The sequence below is a fragment of the Hyunsoonleella rubra genome, from assembly GCF_042684665.1.
GTDB lineage: Bacteria > Bacteroidota > Bacteroidia > Flavobacteriales > Flavobacteriaceae > Jejuia > Jejuia rubra.
The window spans coordinates 109245-129961 of the sequence record NZ_JBHULY010000019.1 but is presented as its reverse complement, the minus strand read 5'-3'; the positions used below and the strand labels follow the sequence as shown (position 1 = coordinate 129961).

Below are 20717 nucleotides of genomic sequence, written 5' to 3'. Positions count from 1 at the left end.
AATTATGTTATCTGCTTAAGTATAAGCGTCCTTGTACTGGTTTTTTACTGCCATCATTGTAGCTGAAGATGTAGAAATACACTCCCACAGGCAAATCACCTTTGAGCGCTATGCGACCTTGATTAGATGTACCATCAAATCGGGGTGTATTTGCATTGCCTCGGTACACGATGTTTCCATTTCGATTATAGATTTCCATTTCGAAATTTGGATACAAAATCGCTAGGTTATCGATATCAAAGGTATCGTTCAGACCATCATCATTTGGCGAAAATCCGTCGGGTATCCTTAAATCGCCACAGGCGGTAATGTCCGGTGTCACTTCCAATCGTACCGAACTTTCGCAACCGGTATTTGGATCGACTAAAACGGCATAATATGTAGCAACTCCGAGTGGTGTATCTTCTGAAAGTAGATTACCTCCCGTTGGTGCATCGTACCATCTTAGGTTATCCGCATTTGCATCGTATTCTAAAATATTATCTGAAAGCGTTGTGATGGTCGGGCCGTCATTAACACAATAAGTTTCTGAAGTATCATTCAATGTTGGAGTTGCCGTGTCGTTGATAGTGACGTTCAATTGGACACTACTTGAAGATTCGCAATTGGTGCCATCCGTTTGGGTTCCGAAGTAATCTTCACCATCAACTAAAGTATCCGTAGCATTCAGTGGCATCGTTAAACCAGCATCATCATACCAAGTTATAGTACCTGTGGCTTGAACACTTCCCGCCAAATCCGCAACCGTCGGGTTATCCACCAAACAGAATGTTGGATTGGGATCCAAGACCGTCAACGGTGGACTATCATTTACGGCTACTGTTACCGTGGCTGAATTATCTGGGGAACACGGGGCAATTGCTGTTATCGTGTAGGTATATACACCGGGCGCATCAACAGTTGGATCAAAAACCCCTGTGCCACTGGTCAAAGCTGGCGACCATGTACCACCAGTTTGTGCATTACCCAATTCGGTAAATAAATCAATCGGGGCATCGATCATACACAAACCAACGCTGGTACTAGTGCCGGCATTTGGGGCTTGGGTTACTGTAATAGCTACTTCATTGGTAAACGTGCCACAGCTATTGGTTAAGGTATAAGTATAAGTACCGTCCGGATCAATCAAAGGATCAAAAAGACCAGTGCCACTATCTAAAGCAGGTGACCAAGTTCCACCTGTATCAGCGCCTCCCAATAAAGTGAATAAGTCTACCGCACCATTATTGCTACAAATATCCAACGTAGGGTTTATGGTTGGACCTGCATTTAAAGGTGCTTCGATAGTAATAGTTATGGTTTCGCTATCATCCACACATGGTGCATTCCCGGAAACCAAATAGGTAAATTGATATGTACCAGGAGTTACTCCAGTAGCATCCAACGAGCTTCCACTAAGATTTCCAACACCATCATCGTTTTGCCATGTGCCTCCTGCATCTTCTGTACCGTCCAAACCAGTAAATAAATCAATGGCATTGTTATCATTACAAGCTACAATTGTCGTGCTGTTCGGATCACCTGAACTTGGTGTTTGATAAATATTTACACTAATTGCTGTTCGTACAGAAGATTCGCAGTTAGTGGTCGCATCGGTTTGTGTGGCGTAATAGGTTTGACCATCCACAAGGTCAGTAGCAGGGTCCAAAGGTGTTCCGTCAACTGCAACATCATACCATTGAATGTTATTGCCTGTTGCGGATAAATCGCCAACAGTACCCGAATCACAAAAGGATTGAGGCGTTGATGCGCCGGGAGGTGGCGTATCATTAATAACTATGCTTACCGTTACATCAACGTCATCACAGCTTCCAATGGCATCCACATCATAGGTAAAATTATATGTACCTGCCATCAATCCATCAATGGTGACTTCACTTCCGGATAATGCTCCCGAAGCGTCATCATCATTCCACGAACCCGTTTGATCTTCATCAGATAACAAATCGAATAAGTCATAGGTTTGACCAGCTGTTATTTCCACTAGGCAAAATTCCACTGGGGTATTTGCAGTTCCAGATTCTGGGGCATCTTCAACTGTAATTGTTACGGTTGAACTATTTGTACAGCCATTCACATCGGTAATGGTATAGGTGAAGCTATAATTTCCAATGGTAAGTGTCGTTAAATCTACATCGCTTCCCGTTAATGCCCCGGATGCATCATCATCCGTCCAAGTTCCTCCAGAATCTTCACCGGATAATTGACCAAACAAATCCAAAGGTGAATTTGTCGCCAAATCATTTTCACAAAACGTTGGTGAATCGGGAATACCTGTATTTGGAAGCGGATTTATTACGACCTGCACAGTAACCAATGGGTCATCACAACTTCCTATGGCATCCACATCAAATGTGTAGTCATAGCTACCTGGAATAAGACTTGATAAGTCTTGAGTATTGGTAGTTATTGCGCCCGTATTATCCGTTCCAATGTACCAAGTTCCCGTTTGATCTTCGTTTTCTAATAAATCAAAAAGATTATAACTTGATGGTGCTGAACCCTCACAATATTCTGGAAAAGTCGCTACTGGACTACCTGATTCTGGGGCATCTTCCACAGTAACTGTTACTGTTGAACTGTTTGTACAGCCGTTTGTATCCGTAATGGTATAGGTAAAATTAAAACTTCCAATGTTAAGTGCCGTTAAATCGACATCGCTTCCAGTTAGGGCCCCTGATGCATCATCATCCGTCCAAGTACCTCCATTATCCTCACCGGACAATTGCCCATATAAATCTAAAGGTGAATTTGTTGCCAAATCATTTTCACAAAAAGTTGGTGAATCGGGAATACCTGTATTTGGTAGTGGATTTATTATGACCTGCACAGTAACTAATGGGTCATCACAACTTCCAATGGCATCCACATCAAAGGTGTAGTCATAGGTTCCCGGGACTAGGATTGATAAATCTTGGGTATTGGCAGTTGTTGCTCCTGTATTGTCCGTTCCAATGTACCAGGTTCCCGTTTGATCTTCGTTTTCCAATAAATCAAAAAGATTATAGCTTGATGGTGCTGAGCCTTCACAGTATTCTGGAAAAGTCGCAACAGGAGTACCAGATTCCGGGGCGTCTTCAACTGTAATTGTTACGGTTGAACTGTTTGTACAACCATTCGTATCAGTAATGGTATAAGTAAAATTAAAACTTCCAATTGTAAGTGCCGTTAAATCGACATCACTTCCCGTTAGGGCTCCAGAAGTATTATCATCTGTCCAAGTGCCTCCTGAATCTTCACCTGTCAATTGACCGAACAAATCCAATGGTGAATTTGTTGCCAAATCGTTTTCACAATATGTCGGCGAATCGGATATTCCCGTATTTGGAAGCGGGTTAATCGTGATTTGTACCGTCACCAATACGTCATCACAGCTTCCGATAGCGTCCACATCAAAAGTGTAATCATAGGTTCCGGGGATAAAACTCGATAAATCTTGGGTATTGGTAGTTGTTGCTCCTGTATTGTCCGTTCCAATGTACCATGTTCCCGTTTGATCTTCGTTTTCTAGTAAATCAAAAAGATTATAGTTTGACGGTGCTGAACCTTCACAGTATTCAGGAAAAGATGCGACTGGGTTTCCAGATTCTGGAGCATCTTCAATTGTAATTGAAATTTGCTCTGAATCTGAACAGCTTCCATTATCAATAGTATAGGTGAAAAGATACGGACTTCCAGCAACGGCAAAACTAGTAATATCAATTGAATTTGAAATGTTATTGCTTCCTGAATCGGTCCATGTGCCCGAGTTATTATCCTGTGAACCATCCAAGGCATCAAATAAATCAAAAGGGGAATTTGCACTTAAATCATTTTCACAAAAAGTTTGATTTATGGCATTTCCGGCATGAGGGTCTGGAAGTATCACCACCTGTACAGTAGTAGATTCCTCAGGACATGGGCTGGGCAATAGGTTTTGGGTATAGGTAAAATTATAAGTGTTAGCCGCAAATCCAGTTAAATCAACAGGTGAAGTTACAACGGGATCCGTACTCGAAGTGCCCTGCGTCCATTGTCCGTTAGGGTCTTCATTATCCAATAATGTGAACAAATCCAAGTTGGTTGGCACTGTAGATTCACAATATGTTGCCGGATTGGCTGAAGATGGTATTCCTGAACTTAATGTTTCATATACAGTAATCACCACATTCGCAGTGGCGTCAGGGCATGCGCCATTACCTGATACCGTATAAGTAAATGTGTAGGTACCGGCAGTAGTTAAAGTCGATATATTTACAGTACCTAAATGTCCATTTGAGGTAGTCAAAGGTCCTGACCACGAACCTGTGGCTTCAGGCGTACCACCCAATTCATTAAATAAATCAAAGTCGGAGCCAGGTAAACTATCATTACAGTATTCTAGACTTCCGGAGGACCCTGCATCTGCTGGATCATCAATATTGACAGTAACCGCCACAGGGTTACTCACACAAAAAATATCATCAATTTGGATGTAATAGGTATTGCCATCTACCAAAGGTGTTGATAAAGCTAAGGCAGGAGGAATTGGATTTCCAGAACCATCCAAATTAGCATACCAATTAAAGTTGGTAGCAGTGGTTCCCGGATCTAAATTTCCAACTAATGGGTTTGAATCAGAACAAAATTCTTGAGGCCAAGCGGGAGTTGGATCAGCTGGAGAACTAAAAACGCCTACTTGTGAAAACTCTATTTGGCTTCTACAAGTAGAACCATCAATAAAAATTATATATAGATTTGTCCCTCCAACGGAGAAAATATCTGTTGAATTAGCCTGAGTAGTTAATCCCAAATCATAATAGATCTCAACAGATGTAGCGCCTGGAGGAAAACTTGGTTGCAGTACATCATCTATGTAGTCCTGAACGGTACTATTTTCGTTGCTACAATATATTTCATCTAAATTAACCCCCGTAGCATTCACCTGAAAGTCAACTGTAATTGATGGTCGTGTAGCACAATCACCAGAATCATTGTCTGCATAATAGGTGCCTTCCGCCACGAGTTCGTTTGTGTTAAATGCACTTCCACCAGAAAGCATATCGTACCATACAATACCGTCGCCACCATCCGTAGCAAAAGCGTTTAAATCGTTAAAGGTAAAACCCGCAGCATCGCAAATGGGAGGCGGGTTAGGATTGGTAATTGTGGGGCATTGTGCATACAGAAAAGACGTTGCGCCCCATGAGAGAAAAATTAAAAATGCATAATACCATGCATTTCTTGAGGTAGATTTGGTTGTCATGATTGAAATTTTAAAAAATCACAATTAATAGCTGGAAACAATATAAATTCATGGTTTCAAATTGGCTTCACCCATCATTATATATATTTTCCGACTGCAATTTAACTGATTTTTTTGTATTTCATCGATTTTTTTGAAAAAATTTTACATTTCATCGACAATAAAATGTATTTAAACAGAAAAACCCGCTTAAAAGCGGGCTTCTGTATTGTAAGATTAATTCTAACTACTAGTGCTGTAACTCTTCCTCTCCGTCCTTTAACGGAATGTTTTGAGGCACGAAGTCCTCATCATGTCCTGGCTTACTGTAGTCGTAAGCCCAACGGTGTACATGTGGAATCTCACCTTCCCAGTTACCGTGAATATGCTTGATTGGTGCTGTCCATTCAAGAGTTGTAGATTTCCATGGGTTTTGAACTGTTTTCTTTCCAAAGAAGATACTTGCGAAGAAATTGTACAGATACAAAATTTGAACTGCACCACCTACCAAAGCAAATATGGTGATAATCACATTAACATCAGCTAAATCATCGAATAATGGAAAATTACTATTGGTGTAATAACGACGTGGCAATCCTGCCATTCCGATAAAATGCATTGGGAAGAATACGCCGTAAGCACATACTGCCGTTACCCAAAAATGAATATAACCTAAATTCTTGTTCAACATTGTACCAAACATTTTTGGATACCAGTGGTAAATCCCAGCAAACATGCCGTACAATGCTGAGATACCCATTACCAAGTGGAAGTGTGCCACCACAAAGTAAGTATCATGCACATTGATATCCAATGCTGAATCTCCAAGAATAATACCAGTTAAACCTCCAGTAATAAAAGTTGACACAAAACCAATTGAAAACAGCATTGCGGGATTCATTTGGAGATTACCCTTCCAGAGGGTAGTAATCCAGTTGAAGGCTTTTACAGCAGAAGGTATCGCAATCAATAAAGTGGTAAATGTAAATACAGAACCAAGGAATGGATTCATTCCGGAGATAAACATATGGTGCCCCCATACAATAGTGGAAAGAAATGCAATCGCCAAAATGGAAGCAATCATCGCACGGTAACCAAAAATGGGTTTACGTGAGTTGGATGCCATAATTTCAGAAACCAGACCCATCGCAGGTAATATAACTATATAAACTTCCGGATGTCCTAAGAACCAAAACAAATGTTCAAATAATACTGGAGACCCACCTTGATAGTGCAACACTTCACCTTGAATAAATATATCCGATAAGAAAAACGATGTACCGAAACTTCTATCCATAATCAACAACAAGGCCGCAGATAATAATACTGGGAATGAAATCACACCGATAACCGCTGTAATAAAAAATGCCCAAATAGTCAGTGGCAATCTGGTCATAGACATACCCTTAGTTCTCAAGTTGATTACCGTAACGATATAATTTAACGACCCTAATAACGATGATGCAATAAAGATAGCCATAGAAACCAACCATAAGGTCATACCCATTCCCGAGCCACCTTGCGCCAATTCTAGGGCACTCAATGGAGGGTAAATCGTCCAACCTGCAGCGGCCGGTCCAGCCTGTACAAATAGGGATATTACCATCACCACACTAGACAAAAAGAATAACCAATAGGAAACCATATTAAGAAATCCAGAAGCCATATCTCTTGCTCCAATCTGCAATGGAATTAAGAGGTTACTAAATGTACCACTCAAACCAGCTGTTAATACGAAGAACACCATAATGGTACCATGTATCGTAACCAAAGCCAAATAGATATCTGCATCCATAACGCCATTCGGAGCCCATTTTCCAAGCAATGCCTCAAAAATCACATTTGGCTGTTCAGGCCAGGCAATCTGCATACGAAACATGAGCGACATCATTACCCCAATAACCCCCATAATAGTACCTGTAATAAGGTACTGCTTGGCGATCATCTTATGATCTTGACTAAAAATATATTTAGTAACAAACGTTTCTTTATGATGATGTCCGTGGTCGTCGTGAGCGTGAGTATCTGCGTGTGCTGACATAATCTTATTTCGTTTTTCTTTTTGTATTAGTTAATTAAAGAGTTTTTGAATTCCTTCTGCTCCTTCATCCAAGCGTCATATTCTTCTTGTGTTTCCACCACAATTTTCATTTGCATATTGTAATGCGATTTGCCACATATCTTATTACACAACAACAAATAATCAAATTCATAACGCTCTAAAGCATCCTCGCCTTTAGCTATTAAGGCTTTGCTCTTTTCAGTCCGGATTTCATTGATATGTTGTACCTTATCCTTCATTTGCTGTGTTTCCCGCATTTGCGCCGTGGTTTTTGTAGGCGTAAACCCAAACTGGGTAATCATACCAGGCACGCAGTTCATTTGAGCTCTAAAGTGAGGCATATATGCAGAGTGTAAAACATCCTGTGAACGCATTTTGAACAGTACAGGGCGACCTACTGGTAAGTGCAATTCAGTGGTAATCACATCATCCTGAGCATTAGGATCGGATTCATCCAAACCTAAAATGTTAGCACGATCGATATCGATCAAACGCACATTTGCCTTCCCTAGGGTATTGTCTGCACCGCCGTATCGTGCTTTCCAGTTAAACTGTTGTGCATATAATTCAACTACTAATGGATCGTCACTTTCATCAACACCCATGATATTGATCCAAGTATTCAACCCGTAAATAATTAAACCAGCCAAAACGATTACAGGAATGATCGTCCAAATAAATTCCAACTTATTATTATCAGCAAAGAATAAAGCTTTCTTCCCTTTTTCACCTTTATACTTGTATGCGAAGTAATGCAATAAAAACTGAGTTACCGTCTGTACAAAGAAGATAATCACCATGGAAATAACCATCAAGTTATCTATCGTCGGTCCATGCTCAGATGCCGAATTCGACATCAAAGGTAAATCGCCATATTTTACACAACATACAATGGTAATGACATAAATAAAGGCCAAAAAGCCCATCATTAAGTAACCATTCATGGTGTTGTCCTTATCGGTAGCAACGCCAGCAGTAGTACTTTCTTGTCTAGCCTGTGCTAAATCGAAAATCTTCACCATCTGCCAAATGGCAATTAAAATAAATACTAAAACTATAATTGTTAATAAAGCAGTCATTGTTATCGGTCGTCTTTATTTATATCTTAATTAATAATGAAAATCTTCACTTTCTTTTCTAAATGGATACTGCTTTACCAGTAATGGTGCTTTTGTTAAAGCTGTAAACACCACAAAGATGAACAGACCCGCAAACAGTAATATCGAGCTGATTTCTGGGATACCAATAAACCATCTATCTCCAACAGTTGCAGGCATTATCATATTAAAAACATCAATATAGTGTCCAAATAAGATTACCAAACCAGTCATAACTACGAACCAAGGAATTCGCTTATAGTCCGCATTCATCAACATTAAAATTGGGAACACAAAGTTCAGTACCACCATACCCAAGAATGGTAATTTATAATCGTTGAATCTTGAGATGAAATAGGTAACTTCTTCCGGAATGTTAGAATACCAAATCAGCATGAATTGTGAGAACCACAGATAGGTCCAGAAAATACTCATCGCAAACATAAACTTTGCCACATCGTGTAAATGGTTTTCATTCACAAATTCTAGATATCCTCTAGATTTTAGGTAAATCGAAATCAAAGCAATCACAGTGATACCACTTACAAACATGGAAGCGAATACATACCATCCAAATAATGTTGAAAACCAGTGTGGATCAACACTCATAATCCAATCCCAAGACATCATGGATTCCGTATAGATGAAGAATACCAAGAATGCCGCTGAAATACGGAATGACTTTTTAAAGTTGCTTTTATCTTCAGCTGTATCCTGTGCAATTGAAAATTTACGTGAAAAATGACGATATAAAACCCAACCACTAATAAAGATAATAGCACGGATTATAAAGCCAGTCAAGTTTAACCATCCTGATTTTCCTTGAATCAATTTATCGTGAGCTACTACATCCGGGTCCATCCAAATAAACAAATTATAATGTCCTACTGTTCCAGAAGCTATAGCAATGAGCAATACAATTATTGCTCCAGGCAATAGATATGCAGTTATCCCTTCCATCACCCTAAACAATACAGGAGACCATCCTGCTTGCGATGCAATCTGAATGGCATAAAAGGCCAAACAGCCTAAAGCTATCATCATAAAAAAGAATGCCGCAACGTAAAGGGCCGCCCAAGGTCTATTATGAATTTGGTGCTGTACATGCTCAATATGCTTGGTATGCTCATCCACCTCTCCATGTGCATTATCACCGTGTGAATCAGTAGCATGGGCATCATCAGCATGATTGTCGTGACTTGCTACTGCATGAGCCGCCTCTTCTCCATGTCCGCCACCGTGATGTGATTCCTCAGCTAGTAAATGCTCAACTTCTTCAAAAGACTTATTGGAGGTCATAAATCCATACCCCACTCCTAACAATCCCAATACCATTAGGATGAAAGAAAATGTCCTTAATTTATTTGAAAACTTGTAATCTTGCATATCTCTATTACTTTTCTAAATCTGCTTTTAACTTTAGAACATAAGACACAACCTGCCAACGTTCTTCCTCGTTCAACTGATTTGCATAACTCCCCATAGCGTTTTTACCATAGTAAATCGTATGGTAAATACTGCCTTCGTTGATAGCTCTACCTGCATCATCATAACTTGGAATACCCAAAATCTTTTCGCGCTTTACCAACTTACCTTGGCCATCGCCTTTGTTGCCATGGCAGATGCCACAATAAATATCATACAATTCCTTTCCTCTATCCAAATCTACTTGAGTTGAGTCTAACGGACAAGTGATTGTAGCCTTGGCCAATTCATAACCTGCTGTGGAATTTTCAATATCAAACGGCACAGACCCTCTTGGCACAGTTCCTTCAACCGGGGTTCTTGAAGCCATTTCATTTTCAAACATGTCATTTTCACCATACGTTTCATAACTTACGGGTTCGTACATGTTTGGCATAAACTCATAGTTACGAGCAGTATCCGTCTTACACGACACAGCTACTAAAACAACTGCTACAAATGCTATTCTAATTAAGCTTTTCATATAAATTATATTAATGCGCTTCTTTATCAACTATATTAACTTCAACTGCACCTGTTTCGGCAAGTAAACTTTGTAACTCGCTCTCATTACCATGCACCGCAATTTCCATTAAAAAATGGTCGTCTGTAGTTCTTGGATCTGGATTCTCAGCTTTTTTAAACGGCCACATCCTACTTCTTAAATAGAAAGTGATTACCATTAAATGCGCTGCAAAGAATACCGTCAACTCAAACATAATCGGCACAAAAGCCGGCATATTTTCCAAATAGCTAAAGCTAGGCTTGCCTCCAATATTTTGAGGCCAATCCTCAATCATGATGAAGTTCATCATGGTAATGGCAACCGATAAACCAACCAACCCATACATAAACGATGTAATCGCAATTCTGGTTGGCGCCAAGCCCATTGCTTTGTCTAGCCCGTGTACCGGAAACGGTGTATATATTTCTTCGATATGATGTTTTGCTGCCTTCACCTTTTTAACGGCCGACATTAATACATCATCATCAGTATAGATAGCGTGAATAACTTTTGAAGCTTCCATTGACTATGTTTAGTTTATTAATTTTTTAGCTTGCCCGGCCCAATCGTCACGTTCTGCCCTACCCGGGAAAGAACCTGTGATACTGTCCAACAAATCATATTCTTTTTTGGTCATCTTGCTTACCTGAAGGAAAGTGTAGATACCAATACTGTTTAAAACTTGTTCCATTTTTGGACCAACACCACTGATTTTCTTCAAGTCGTCTGCCGTCTGAGTAGATGCATCAAACGCACCAATACTTGATAAAAGTGAGTCGGTCATTGCAGATTTATCTTCATCTGAAACCTCTGTTTTAGGAGCCTCAGAGGTTGGAGCCACTGTTGCTGATTTTCCTGAAGTACGTTCATCGGCACCTGTACCCACTAAACTATCACCTCTTTCCCTAATCTTTTTGTAACGCTCACCAGAAGATTTCAAGATGGTCTTCACCTCAGCCTGTGCAATTACAGGGAATGTTCTAGAATAAAGTAAGAACAACACAAAGAAGAATCCAATGGTACCGATAAATATCCCAATATCCACAAAGGTTGGCGAGAACATAGTCCATGACGATGGCAAGTAATCCCTATGCAATGAGGTTACGATAATTACAAAACGTTCAAACCACATTCCGATGTTTACCACAATCGATATAAAGAAAGAGAACATGATGCTTGTTCTTAATTTTTTGAACCACATAAATTGTGGCGAAAATACGTTACAGGTCATCATCGCCCAATAGGCCCACCAGTAAGGTCCGGTTGCTCTATTTAAGAAGGCGTATTGCTCATATTCCACACCTGAGTACCAAGCGATAAATAGCTCGGTGATGTATGCCACACCAACGATAGAACCCGTAATCATGATGACGATGTTCATCAATTCGATATGTTGTACTGTGATATAATCTTCTAAATCACACACTTTTCTCATAATAATCAAAAGCGTGTTCACCATCGCAAATCCAGAGAATACCGCTCCCGCAACGAAATACGGTGGGAAGATAGTGGTATGCCAACCTGGAATTACCGAAGTGGCAAAGTCAAAGGATACAATTGTGTGTACAGAAAGTACTAGTGGTGTTGCTAAACCAGCAAGTACCAAAGACACTTCTTCAAAACGTTGCCAGTCCTTTGCACGACCGGACCATCCGAAACTTAATAAGGAATATATTTTCTTTTGAAATGGCTTAACTGCTCTATCGCGAATCATTGCGAAATCTGGCAATAAACCTGTCCACCAGAATACTAAGGATACCGATAGATACGTTGAAATCGCAAATACGTCCCAAAGCAATGGTGAGTTGAAGTTTACCCATAGCGACCCGAATTGGTTTGGAATTGGCAATACCCAATAGCCTAACCAAGGACGCCCCATGTGAATGATCGGGAATAAACCAGCCTGTACTACCGAGAAAATGGTCATCGCTTCCGCGGAACGGTTTACGGCCATTCTCCACTTTTGACGGAAGAGCAACAATACCGCTGAAATCAGCGTTCCCGCGTGACCAATACCTACCCACCAAACGAAGTTGGTAATATCCCAGGCCCAACCTACGGTTTTATTCAAACCCCAAGTACCGATACCCGTTGATATGGTATAAATGATACATCCAATTCCCCAAAGAAAAGCGGCAAGTGAGATACCAAAAACTATCCACCAGTGCTTATTGGCTTTTCCTTCTACAGGTTTGGCCACATCCACGGTAACATCGTGGTATGATTTCTCGCCTGTAACTAAAGGTCTTCTAATAGGTGCTTCGTAATGAGACGCCATATTTAATTGTTTAATTGTTTATGTGTTTAAAAGTTTAAAGTAAAAGCACTTTTAAACTTCTCAACTTTTTACTTTGCTACTTAAAATTATGCTTCGGTTGTATTTCTCACTTTGGTCTGGTAAATCACGTTTGGTTTTGTGCCAACATGCTCTAACAAGTGATACATACGATTATCTTCCTTAAGTTTTGCAACTTTACTTTCCTTATCATTGATATCTCCAAATACCATGGCACCATTGTTACATGCTGCCGAACAAGCCGTTTGGAATTCTCCATCCTTAATCTGGCGTCCGTCACGTTTGGCATCCAAAATGGTTTTCTGTGTCTTCTGAATACACATTGAACATTTTTCCATTACACCACGTGAACGCACCACAACATCTGGATTCAACACCATACGGCCTAAATCGTCATTCATATGGTAATCGAATTCATCATTGCCGTTATATAAGAACCAGTTGAAACGACGCACTTTGTAAGGACAGTTGTTGGCACAGTATCTTGTACCTACACAACGGTTGTACGCCATATGGTTTTGACCTTGACGACCGTGAGAGGTTGCGGCTACAGGACAAACAGTTTCACAAGGCGCATGGTTACAGTGCTGACACATTACTGGCTGGAATGCTACTTCAGGGTTATCTGCTGCATTTTCCATTTCACCAAACTCACTTAATGAGCTTCCTAAACCAGAAATATTATCTTTTTTGGAATTGTCTCCTTCAAAGGACTCTTCCGAAGAATAATATCTATCGATGCGCAACCAGTGCATATCACGACTACGACGTACTTCAGTTTTCCCAACTACAGGTACGTTATTTTCAGAGTGACAAGCAATCACGCAGGCACCACATCCCGTACAGGCATTTAAATCAATAGATAGATTGAAGTGATGTCCGATAGAACGGTCAAACTCATCCCATAAATCCACTTCAGGAGAAGTTACAGGTGTTTCTTCGTGGTTCAAAGATACTTTTGGTACTTTGTTCCAACCGTGCTCGTGGTCTTCCCTATCATAGGTATTGAAGATTTCTAAAGTGGTTTCCTTTACGATATCCCCACGTCCCATCAGGGTATTGTGCAACTGTACGCAGGCAAATTCATGCTCTCCGCCAACAGCTTCAACAGTAACGCTCTGTACGTTGTTGAAATCCTGATATAATGGATAGGCATTTACACCTACTTGCATTTCTTCTTTCATGCCTTGGGTCTTGCCATACCCAAACGCCAATCCAACAGAACCTTTGGCCTGACCTGGTTGAATTATAACAGGCACGGTAACCGAAACACCATTAACAGTAACTTTTGCATAGTTACTATTCAAAGCACCGTTAGCCACGTGGGTATTTTCTAAACCTAATGCATCGGCATCAGCTTTGGAAACGGTTAAATAGTTATCCCAAGCCGTTCTTGTAATCGGATCAGGGAATTCTTGCAACCATGGGTTGTTGGCTTGTTGACCGTCACCCATACCTGTTTTGGCATATAATGTTAATTCTAAACCATCAGATTTTGAAGATTTTGCTAAGGCCCTTGCAGCACTTACTCCACTTACAATGCCTGCACTACCGTTAGCTCCTCCAGCATCTATCGTTTGGGAAGATGTTGTGGTAACAAACTCATTTTTATCCTCGTCTTTGATACCAACACCAACGGCAACATCATGGATAATGCCTCCAACAAAAGTTCTATCTTTTTTATCTTTTAGTTTAGTAGAAGTCGTTTCAACCGTGTGAGATCCACTTACTCCATTTCCAGAAGCACCGCCCGCAACGAAAATACCATCGTGCAAGGCTTGGTTGAAAGAACTACCTCCTAAAATTCCATCATTCCAGGTGGCTTTGATGTAGTCCAAATATGAACTGTCATTTCCAGTCCACTTTAACAAAGCTTCCTGAAATTGTCTTGTATCGAACAAAGGACGAATCGTTGGCTGTGTTAAACCAAAGTGTCCCTTTTTCAATTCCACATCACCCCAAGATTCTAAATAGTGAGGTGCTGCAGCGATATAATCACATGCCGTAGAAGTTTCGTCTTCTTTCAGAGAAAACGCTACGGACAATTTTGTTTTTCCTAGTCCTTCAAGGAAATCAGTCGAATTTGGCAAAGTATAAGCAGGATTCACACCACTCATGATGATAGCCCCAACCTTTCCGGCCTTCATATCAGCAACTAATTTTGCTACCGCTTTATCGTTGCCTTGACGTGTTTTAATCGGCGTGCCTGGATCGAAAGCTTTACTTCCCAAAGCCGCATTTATTTCTAAAGCTACAGTTTGGGCATTCACATCTTGAATTCCAGTCACCAAGACACCTTTGCTTCCGGCTTTCTTTAATGCTGAAGCCGCTTTTGCAACTGCCTCATTAATCGCTTCTGGCAAATCAGTTGAAACAGCTCCACCAACAACCAAACTATACAATTTAGCCAGAGCTTGTTTTTGTTGGCTTGGCGTTAATGGCACACGCTTATCCGCGTTAGCACCAGTTAACGACATATTAGATTCAAACTGAATATGACGAGACATTTTACCATGGTCCGGCACTCTGTTTTTAGAATATCCTGAATCAAAGCCACCGCCTTGCCAATCTCCAAGGAAGTCTGCACCAACTGAAACGATGGTCATCGCCTTTGAAAAATCGTAATTCGCTAGGCCTCTTTCTCCGTATTTTGCTTGGTAAGCATCCAAAGCCGCAGATTCTGAAATCGCATCATATTGAACATGGCTAACGTTACCATATTTCTCAGTAAACTCACCTACCAATTTATCTGTGGACGGACTTGCAAAAGTTTGCGTCAACAATACAATTGATTGATTTGCCGCCGCAATATCCGTTAAAGCTTTAGAAGTTTCAGCATCAAAATCATCCCAAGAAATAGATTCGCCTCCTTTCTTAGACCCCATAACCCTTAGGCTATCATACAATCCTAAAACCGAAGCATTCACTCTGGCATTGGCACCACTACCAGCCATCGTGTTGTTTTCAATCTTAATAGGACGTCCCTCACGGGTTTTTACCAAAACACTTGCAAAATCGTAACCATCTGCAATGGTAGTTGCATAATAGTTAGCAACACCAGGAATAATTTCCGTCGGCTGTACCACGTAAGGAATTGATTTCTTCACTGGCCCTTCACATGCCGCTAATGAAGCGGCCGCAGTGGTAAAACCAACATATTTTAAGAAATCACGACGTGAGGTAGAAGTAGCCTCCAAAGTTTCCTTATCACCCAAAAATTCATCGGTAGGAATCTCTTCTACAAATTCGTTGTGTTTTAGCGTCTCAACAATTGAGCTATCTTTTAGCTCTTCAACACTTTTCCAGTATTTCTTGTTTGATGACATAGTATTTATTTACGATTTTTGATTTCGGATTTACGATTCTAATTTCATGTGATGCTTCACTTCCGTCATTCGTAAATCGTCAATCGTAATTTAATTTTATTTTAATAATGACACTTACCACATTCCAAACCTCCCATTTGCGCTGCCGTTAATTGGTCAACACCATACTTTTTGGAAAGTTCTTCGTGAATCTTTTCGTAATAGCCGTTGTCTTTTACATCCACATTGGTTTCTCTGTGACAGTTGATACACCATCCCATGGTTAGAGGTGAATATTGATATAAAATCTCCATTTCCTCAACTGGACCGTGACAGGTTTGACATTCCACACCAGCAACTGTAACGTGCTGTGAGTGATTGAAGTAGGCAAAATCAGGTAAATTGTGGATACGAACCCATTTTACAGGTTGCGAGTCTCCGGTATATTTTTGCTCAGCATCATCCCATCCTGCCGCTGCGTATAATTTTTTGATTTCGCCATCGTAAAACTCCTTGGAGTATTCCACGGACGTTTCACCATTGTACTCATAAATGGATTTATGACAGTTCATACATACGTTAAGCGAAGGAATACCGGAAGTTTTGCTCACCCTAGCAGAAGAGTGGCAATACTTACAATCGATACCGTTATCGCCTGCATGAATTTTATGTGAAAAATGAATCGGTTGCACGGGCTGATACCCTTGGTCCACACCAATCTGCATAAAGTACCCGTAAGCAAAATATGCACTGGCCAACAAAAAGAAAATAGCCGTAACCAACATTAAAAATTGGTTTTGCACAAAAGCCTTCCACAATGGCGTCCTTGAAGAAGATGCCGGTAATTCGACACCCTGAGCAGTAGCAAAACGACGCAATGTTTTGTTTACCAAATACAATCCAAGTGCTAAAAGAATAAATAGAATAGCCAGAGCACCAAGAATAATTTCATTGGAAATTCCACCAGAATTACCGCCTCCTCCTTCAGGAGTTACAGCAACAGCCGCAGCTACAGGTGCTTTTTTCTCTTCAGCAGTATAAGCCAAAATGTTATTTAAATCCTCGTCTGATAATTGAGGGAAGGCCGTCATCGCAGCACCACCGTACTCATTGTAGATTTTATTGGCATAAGCGTCACCAGATTTGATAACCCCGGCACTATTTCTGATCCAGGCGTAAATCCAATCCCTGTCCAAACCTTGCTCTTCTGACAATCTGGCCTCAACATTACGCAATGCAGGGCCGGTCATCTTCTTGTCCAATTGGTGACAAGCGGCACAATTCGCATTAAATAAAGATTTTCCTTTTGCTGGGTCTCCTTCCTGAGCCGAAATCGATGTAGTAAACGCTAATAATATAATTAAGCTAAAATGAAGAAACGTGTTGCTTAATCTACGGTGAATCACCTGTTTCATATTGTTGGTTATATTAACTTCTAAACTTTGGTACGGTTTTTTCATAAAATTAATGGAAAAAACGCAGTTGTAAAATCTCAGGCAAAAGTAATATTTAAACTCGATACCCAAAATGTTAACGCTTCGTTAACTACTAATTTAGAGAGATTCTAAATAATAAATTTGCAACTAATTCAGTTATTAAGGTTTACATTTGCATAAATATAATTAAAAATGAACGCATTCCATTCAAAAACCGCTTTCATCATAAGTTTTTGCACAATTTTTATGGCAATTCATAGCTATGCGCAAGAGGGTAGTGTGACCATCAATCAGGATGAAAAAATCACAAAGTTGTTGGACATAAAAAAAGAAATGAACCGGGACGAAACGGATTCGAGACGCTATAAAATCCAAATTTATTCTGGGAACCGCTCGGGCGCTCAATCTGCGCAAACCGAATTTTCAAACACTTATAGCCAGTGGCGTCCGGTGATGCATTATGAAACCCCAAATTTTAAAGTTTGGGCCGGTAATTTTAGCACGCGCTTGGAGGCAGATAGAGCTCTTCAAAAAATAAAGCGAACCTTTTCAAGTGCTTTTATTTTTAAACCTAAGAAAAAGAAATAGCCATGACTATTGAGAAATAAAAAAAAGCGAACCCAATGGTTCGCTTTTTTTTTTATAATTACTTCAATTTTTTCTTCACCTCAACTTCATGGAAGGCCTCGACAATGTCGCCTTCTTTAATGTCATTGTAGTTTTTAATCTGCATACCGCAGTCGTAGCCTTTGGCGACTTCTTTTACATCGTCCTTAAATCGTTTTAACGATGCTAACTCACCAGTGAATACAACCACACCATCCCGAATAACGCGTACACCAGAGTTTCTAAAAATCTTACCATTAGTAACCATACATCCAGCAATACTTCCAACTTTGGATACTTTGAAAATGTTTCGGATTTCTGCCGTACCTGTAACCTCCTCCTTCAATTCAGGAGATAACATACCTTCCATGGCATCCTTCAAGTCGTTAATCGCGTCGTAAATGATGGAATAGGTTCTGATATCGATTTCTTCTTTATCGGCAATGTCCCTTGCGTTTCCAACAGGGCGTACATTAAATCCAACGATAATGGCATCCGAAGCAGAAGCCAATAGTACGTCACTTTCTGTAATTGCACCAACACCCTTATGAAGAATATTTACTTGGATTTCTTCTGTAGATAATTTCTGGAATGAATCCGTCAATGCCTCAACAGAGCCGTCCACATCACCTTTAAGGATAATATTCAACTCTTGGAAATCACCCAATGCAATACGACGACCGATTTCATCAAGAGTAATATGACGTTGGGTTCTTACGGATTGCTCACGTTGCAATTGAGAACGTTTGGCTGCGATTTGCTTAGCCTCTCTTTCGTCCTCAAAGACATGGAACTTGTCACCTGCCTGTGGCGCCCCGTCCAAACCTAAAATTGATACAGGAGTAGATGGCCCAGCCTCTTCAACATCTTTCCCTCTTTCATCGTGCATGGCTTTCACCTTACCACTGTGTTGCCCGGCAAGGACATAATCACCCACACGTAACGTTCCTGCCTGAACCAAGATAGTAGATACATAACCACGACCTTTATCCAAATATGCTTCTACTACAGTACCCAAGGCCTGTTTGTCAGGATTTGCTTTTAACTCCAATAATTCAGCTTCAAGCAATACCTTTTCCAATAATTCTTTGACTCCCGTTCCAAACTTTGCAGAGATATCATGGGATTGGATTTTACCTCCCCAATCTTCAACCAATAAATTCATATTGGCCAAACCTTCTTTAATCTTTTCCGGATTGGCATCGGGCTTATCAATTTTGTTAATTGCGAAAACGATAGGCACTCCCGCCGCTTGGGCGTGGGAAATGGCCTCCTTTGTCTGAGGCATGATATCGTCATCTGCAGCGGCAACGATAATGGCAATATCTGTAACCTGAGCACCACGGGCACGCATCGCCGTAAACGCTTCGTGACCCGGTGTATCCAAGAACGCTATTTTTTGTCCACTATCCAAAGTCACACCATAAGCACCGATATGCTGCGTAATCCCTCCGGATTCTCCAGCAATCACATTTTCCTCACGGATATAATCCAGAAGCGAGGTTTTACCATGATCTACATGTCCCATTACGGTTACGATTGGTGCACGGGGTTTTAAATCGTCAGGATTGTCTTCAACTTCTTCGATAGCTTCTTCGATATCGGCCGTAACAAACTCCACTTGATATCCGAATTCCTCCGCAACAATCGAAAGGGTTTCAGCATCCAAACGCTGGTTCATCGTCACCATCATTCCTAAGGACATACATGCCGAGATAATCTCGGTCACCCCAACATCCATCATCGTAGCCACTTCACTTGCTGTCACAAATTCAGTTACCTTAAGGGTTTTGCTTTCTTCCGCCTCAGCTTGAAGCTCTTTTTCGGTTTGATCTCTATGCTGATCCCTTTTTTCCCTACGGTATTTGGCTCCTTTGCCTTTTGTAGACTTTCCTTGAAGTTTTTCAAGTGTTTCACGCACTTGTTTTTTTACATCTTCTTCAGAAGGTTCTTCCTTTAAAATATTTCTTCGGCCTTTGCCTTTGCCTCGATCGTTGCGATTACCGCCTCTTTGACCATTATCATTACTTGGCCCAACTTTACTGATACGTCTGCGTCTCTTTTTACCTCGACCATCAGAATCACCATCGGATTTTTTGTCCTCTTTCTTCTTTTTCGGCTTATTGAATTTTGATAAATCGATCTTATCACCGGCAATCTTAGGCCCCGTTAATTTTTGGTATTGGGTTTTTACCTTTTCGTCCGGAACTGCAACTTCCTTATCAGCTGCCAACTTTTCAGAGGTCTCCTTTTCTTCAACCACGGCCTTGGCCTCAACTTTGGGTGGCTCAGCTTTTACAACTTCTTCAACAGCTGGCTTCTCTTCAACCTTCTTCTTCGGGTTTAAATCAATTTTGCCAACGGTTTTCGGGCCAGAAAGGGACGGGGACGCCTTGATGACCTCTTCCTGTTGCGCTTGCTCTGCAACTTCCTGGGCCTTCTGTTTTGCTTCCAACTCCTGCTCGCGTTTGATACGCAAATCTTCCTTTTCCTTTAGTTTTGCTTCACTGACTTTCTGAGACCTCATTTTCTTATTGGCATCCGTCTCAAATTCATCTGCAAGCACGTTATACGTGTCCTCAGAGATTTTTGTAGTCGGACGCTTTTCAATTTCAATGCCCTTGGAATCCAAGAATTCCACTGCACGGTCTAAAGAAATGTTCAGTTCGCGTAAAACTTTATTTAATCTAATTGTTTCAGCCATAAATTGCCTTTAAAATCCCAAATATATTATTTAATACCT

At 40.7% G+C, this 20717-nt stretch carries 11 protein-coding genes; 1 reads left to right on the top strand and 10 read right to left on the bottom strand.

What is annotated here, in order from left to right:
* Positions 1-7 precede the first annotated feature (7 nt).
* The 9 genes from ACFSR8_RS10200 to ACFSR8_RS10160 all read right to left on the bottom strand — a co-directional run bounded on the left by ACFSR8_RS10200 (position 8) and on the right by ACFSR8_RS10160 (position 17347).
* Positions 8-5224, bottom strand: a complete 5217-nt coding sequence (locus tag ACFSR8_RS10200) for an Ig-like domain-containing protein (protein ID WP_380291663.1) — start codon at positions 5222-5224, stop codon at positions 8-10.
* 229 nt (positions 5225-5453) lie between these two features.
* Complete coding sequence (locus tag ACFSR8_RS10195) at positions 5454-7244, bottom strand: cytochrome c oxidase subunit I (RefSeq protein WP_380291661.1); 1791 nt, start codon at positions 7242-7244, stop codon at positions 5454-5456.
* Between the two features lie 26 nt (positions 7245-7270).
* A complete protein-coding gene (locus tag ACFSR8_RS10190; RefSeq protein ID WP_380291659.1) occupies positions 7271-8344 on the bottom strand; it encodes a cytochrome c oxidase subunit II in 1074 nt (357 codons plus the stop codon).
* Between the two features lie 30 nt (positions 8345-8374).
* The gene (locus ACFSR8_RS10185; RefSeq protein ID WP_380291657.1) at positions 8375-9748 is read right to left on the bottom strand and encodes a quinol:cytochrome C oxidoreductase; all 1374 of its coding nucleotides are present in this window, start codon (positions 9746-9748) and stop codon (positions 8375-8377) included.
* A 7-nt stretch (positions 9749-9755) separates the two neighbouring features.
* Positions 9756-10310 (bottom strand): c-type cytochrome, encoded by a 555-nt coding sequence (locus ACFSR8_RS10180; protein WP_380291655.1) that lies wholly within the window; start codon positions 10308-10310, stop codon positions 9756-9758.
* Positions 10311-10320: 10 nt separating this feature from the next.
* The gene (locus ACFSR8_RS10175) at positions 10321-10854 is read right to left on the bottom strand and encodes a DUF3341 domain-containing protein (RefSeq protein WP_380291653.1); all 534 of its coding nucleotides are present in this window, start codon (positions 10852-10854) and stop codon (positions 10321-10323) included.
* A 9-nt stretch (positions 10855-10863) separates the two neighbouring features.
* Positions 10864-12609 (bottom strand): NrfD/PsrC family molybdoenzyme membrane anchor subunit, encoded by a 1746-nt coding sequence (gene nrfD / locus ACFSR8_RS10170; protein ID WP_380291651.1) that lies wholly within the window; start codon positions 12607-12609, stop codon positions 10864-10866.
* 86 nt (positions 12610-12695) lie between these two features.
* Entirely contained in the window at positions 12696-15953 is a 3258-nt protein-coding gene (locus ACFSR8_RS10165) for a TAT-variant-translocated molybdopterin oxidoreductase (protein WP_380291649.1), read from the bottom strand.
* A 101-nt stretch (positions 15954-16054) separates the two neighbouring features.
* Positions 16055-17347: a cytochrome c3 family protein gene (locus tag ACFSR8_RS10160; RefSeq protein ID WP_380291739.1), complete on the bottom strand. Its 1293-nt coding sequence runs from the start codon at positions 17345-17347 to the stop codon at positions 16055-16057.
* A 213-nt stretch (positions 17348-17560) separates the two neighbouring features.
* Here ACFSR8_RS10160 and ACFSR8_RS10155 point away from each other — a divergent pair, with 213 nt between their 5' ends.
* The gene (locus tag ACFSR8_RS10155) at positions 17561-17956 is read left to right on the top strand and encodes an SPOR domain-containing protein (RefSeq protein ID WP_380291647.1); all 396 of its coding nucleotides are present in this window, start codon (positions 17561-17563) and stop codon (positions 17954-17956) included.
* A gap of 58 nt (positions 17957-18014) precedes the next feature.
* Here the strand turns inward: ACFSR8_RS10155 and infB are convergent, their stop codons facing one another.
* Positions 18015-20678, bottom strand: coding sequence for a translation initiation factor IF-2 (gene infB, locus ACFSR8_RS10150; protein ID WP_380291645.1), 2664 nt, complete (start codon positions 20676-20678; stop codon positions 18015-18017).
* Positions 20679-20717 lie beyond the last annotated feature (39 nt).

What these genes read in the sequence shown, in the direction of transcription:
- ACFSR8_RS10200 (WP_380291663.1), bottom strand. Translation starts at nt 5,224, where the DNA reads ATGACAACCAAATCTACCTCAAGAAATGCATGGTATTATGCATTTTTA.
- ACFSR8_RS10195 (WP_380291661.1), bottom strand. Translation starts at nt 7,244, where the DNA reads ATGTCAGCACACGCAGATACTCACGCTCACGACGACCACGGACATCAT.
- ACFSR8_RS10190 (WP_380291659.1), bottom strand. Translation starts at nt 8,344, where the DNA reads ATGACTGCTTTATTAACAATTATAGTTTTAGTATTTATTTTAATTGCC.
- ACFSR8_RS10185 (WP_380291657.1), bottom strand. Translation starts at nt 9,748, where the DNA reads ATGCAAGATTACAAGTTTTCAAATAAATTAAGGACATTTTCTTTCATC.
- ACFSR8_RS10180 (WP_380291655.1), bottom strand. Translation starts at nt 10,310, where the DNA reads ATGAAAAGCTTAATTAGAATAGCATTTGTAGCAGTTGTTTTAGTAGCT.
- ACFSR8_RS10175 (WP_380291653.1), bottom strand. Translation starts at nt 10,854, where the DNA reads ATGGAAGCTTCAAAAGTTATTCACGCTATCTATACTGATGATGATGTA.
- nrfD (WP_380291651.1), bottom strand. Translation starts at nt 12,609, where the DNA reads ATGGCGTCTCATTACGAAGCACCTATTAGAAGACCTTTAGTTACAGGC.
- ACFSR8_RS10165 (WP_380291649.1), bottom strand. Translation starts at nt 15,953, where the DNA reads ATGTCATCAAACAAGAAATACTGGAAAAGTGTTGAAGAGCTAAAAGAT.
- ACFSR8_RS10160 (WP_380291739.1), bottom strand. Translation starts at nt 17,347, where the DNA reads ATGAAACAGGTGATTCACCGTAGATTAAGCAACACGTTTCTTCATTTT.
- ACFSR8_RS10155 (WP_380291647.1), top strand. Translation starts at nt 17,561, where the DNA reads ATGAACGCATTCCATTCAAAAACCGCTTTCATCATAAGTTTTTGCACA.
- infB (WP_380291645.1), bottom strand. Translation starts at nt 20,678, where the DNA reads ATGGCTGAAACAATTAGATTAAATAAAGTTTTACGCGAACTGAACATT.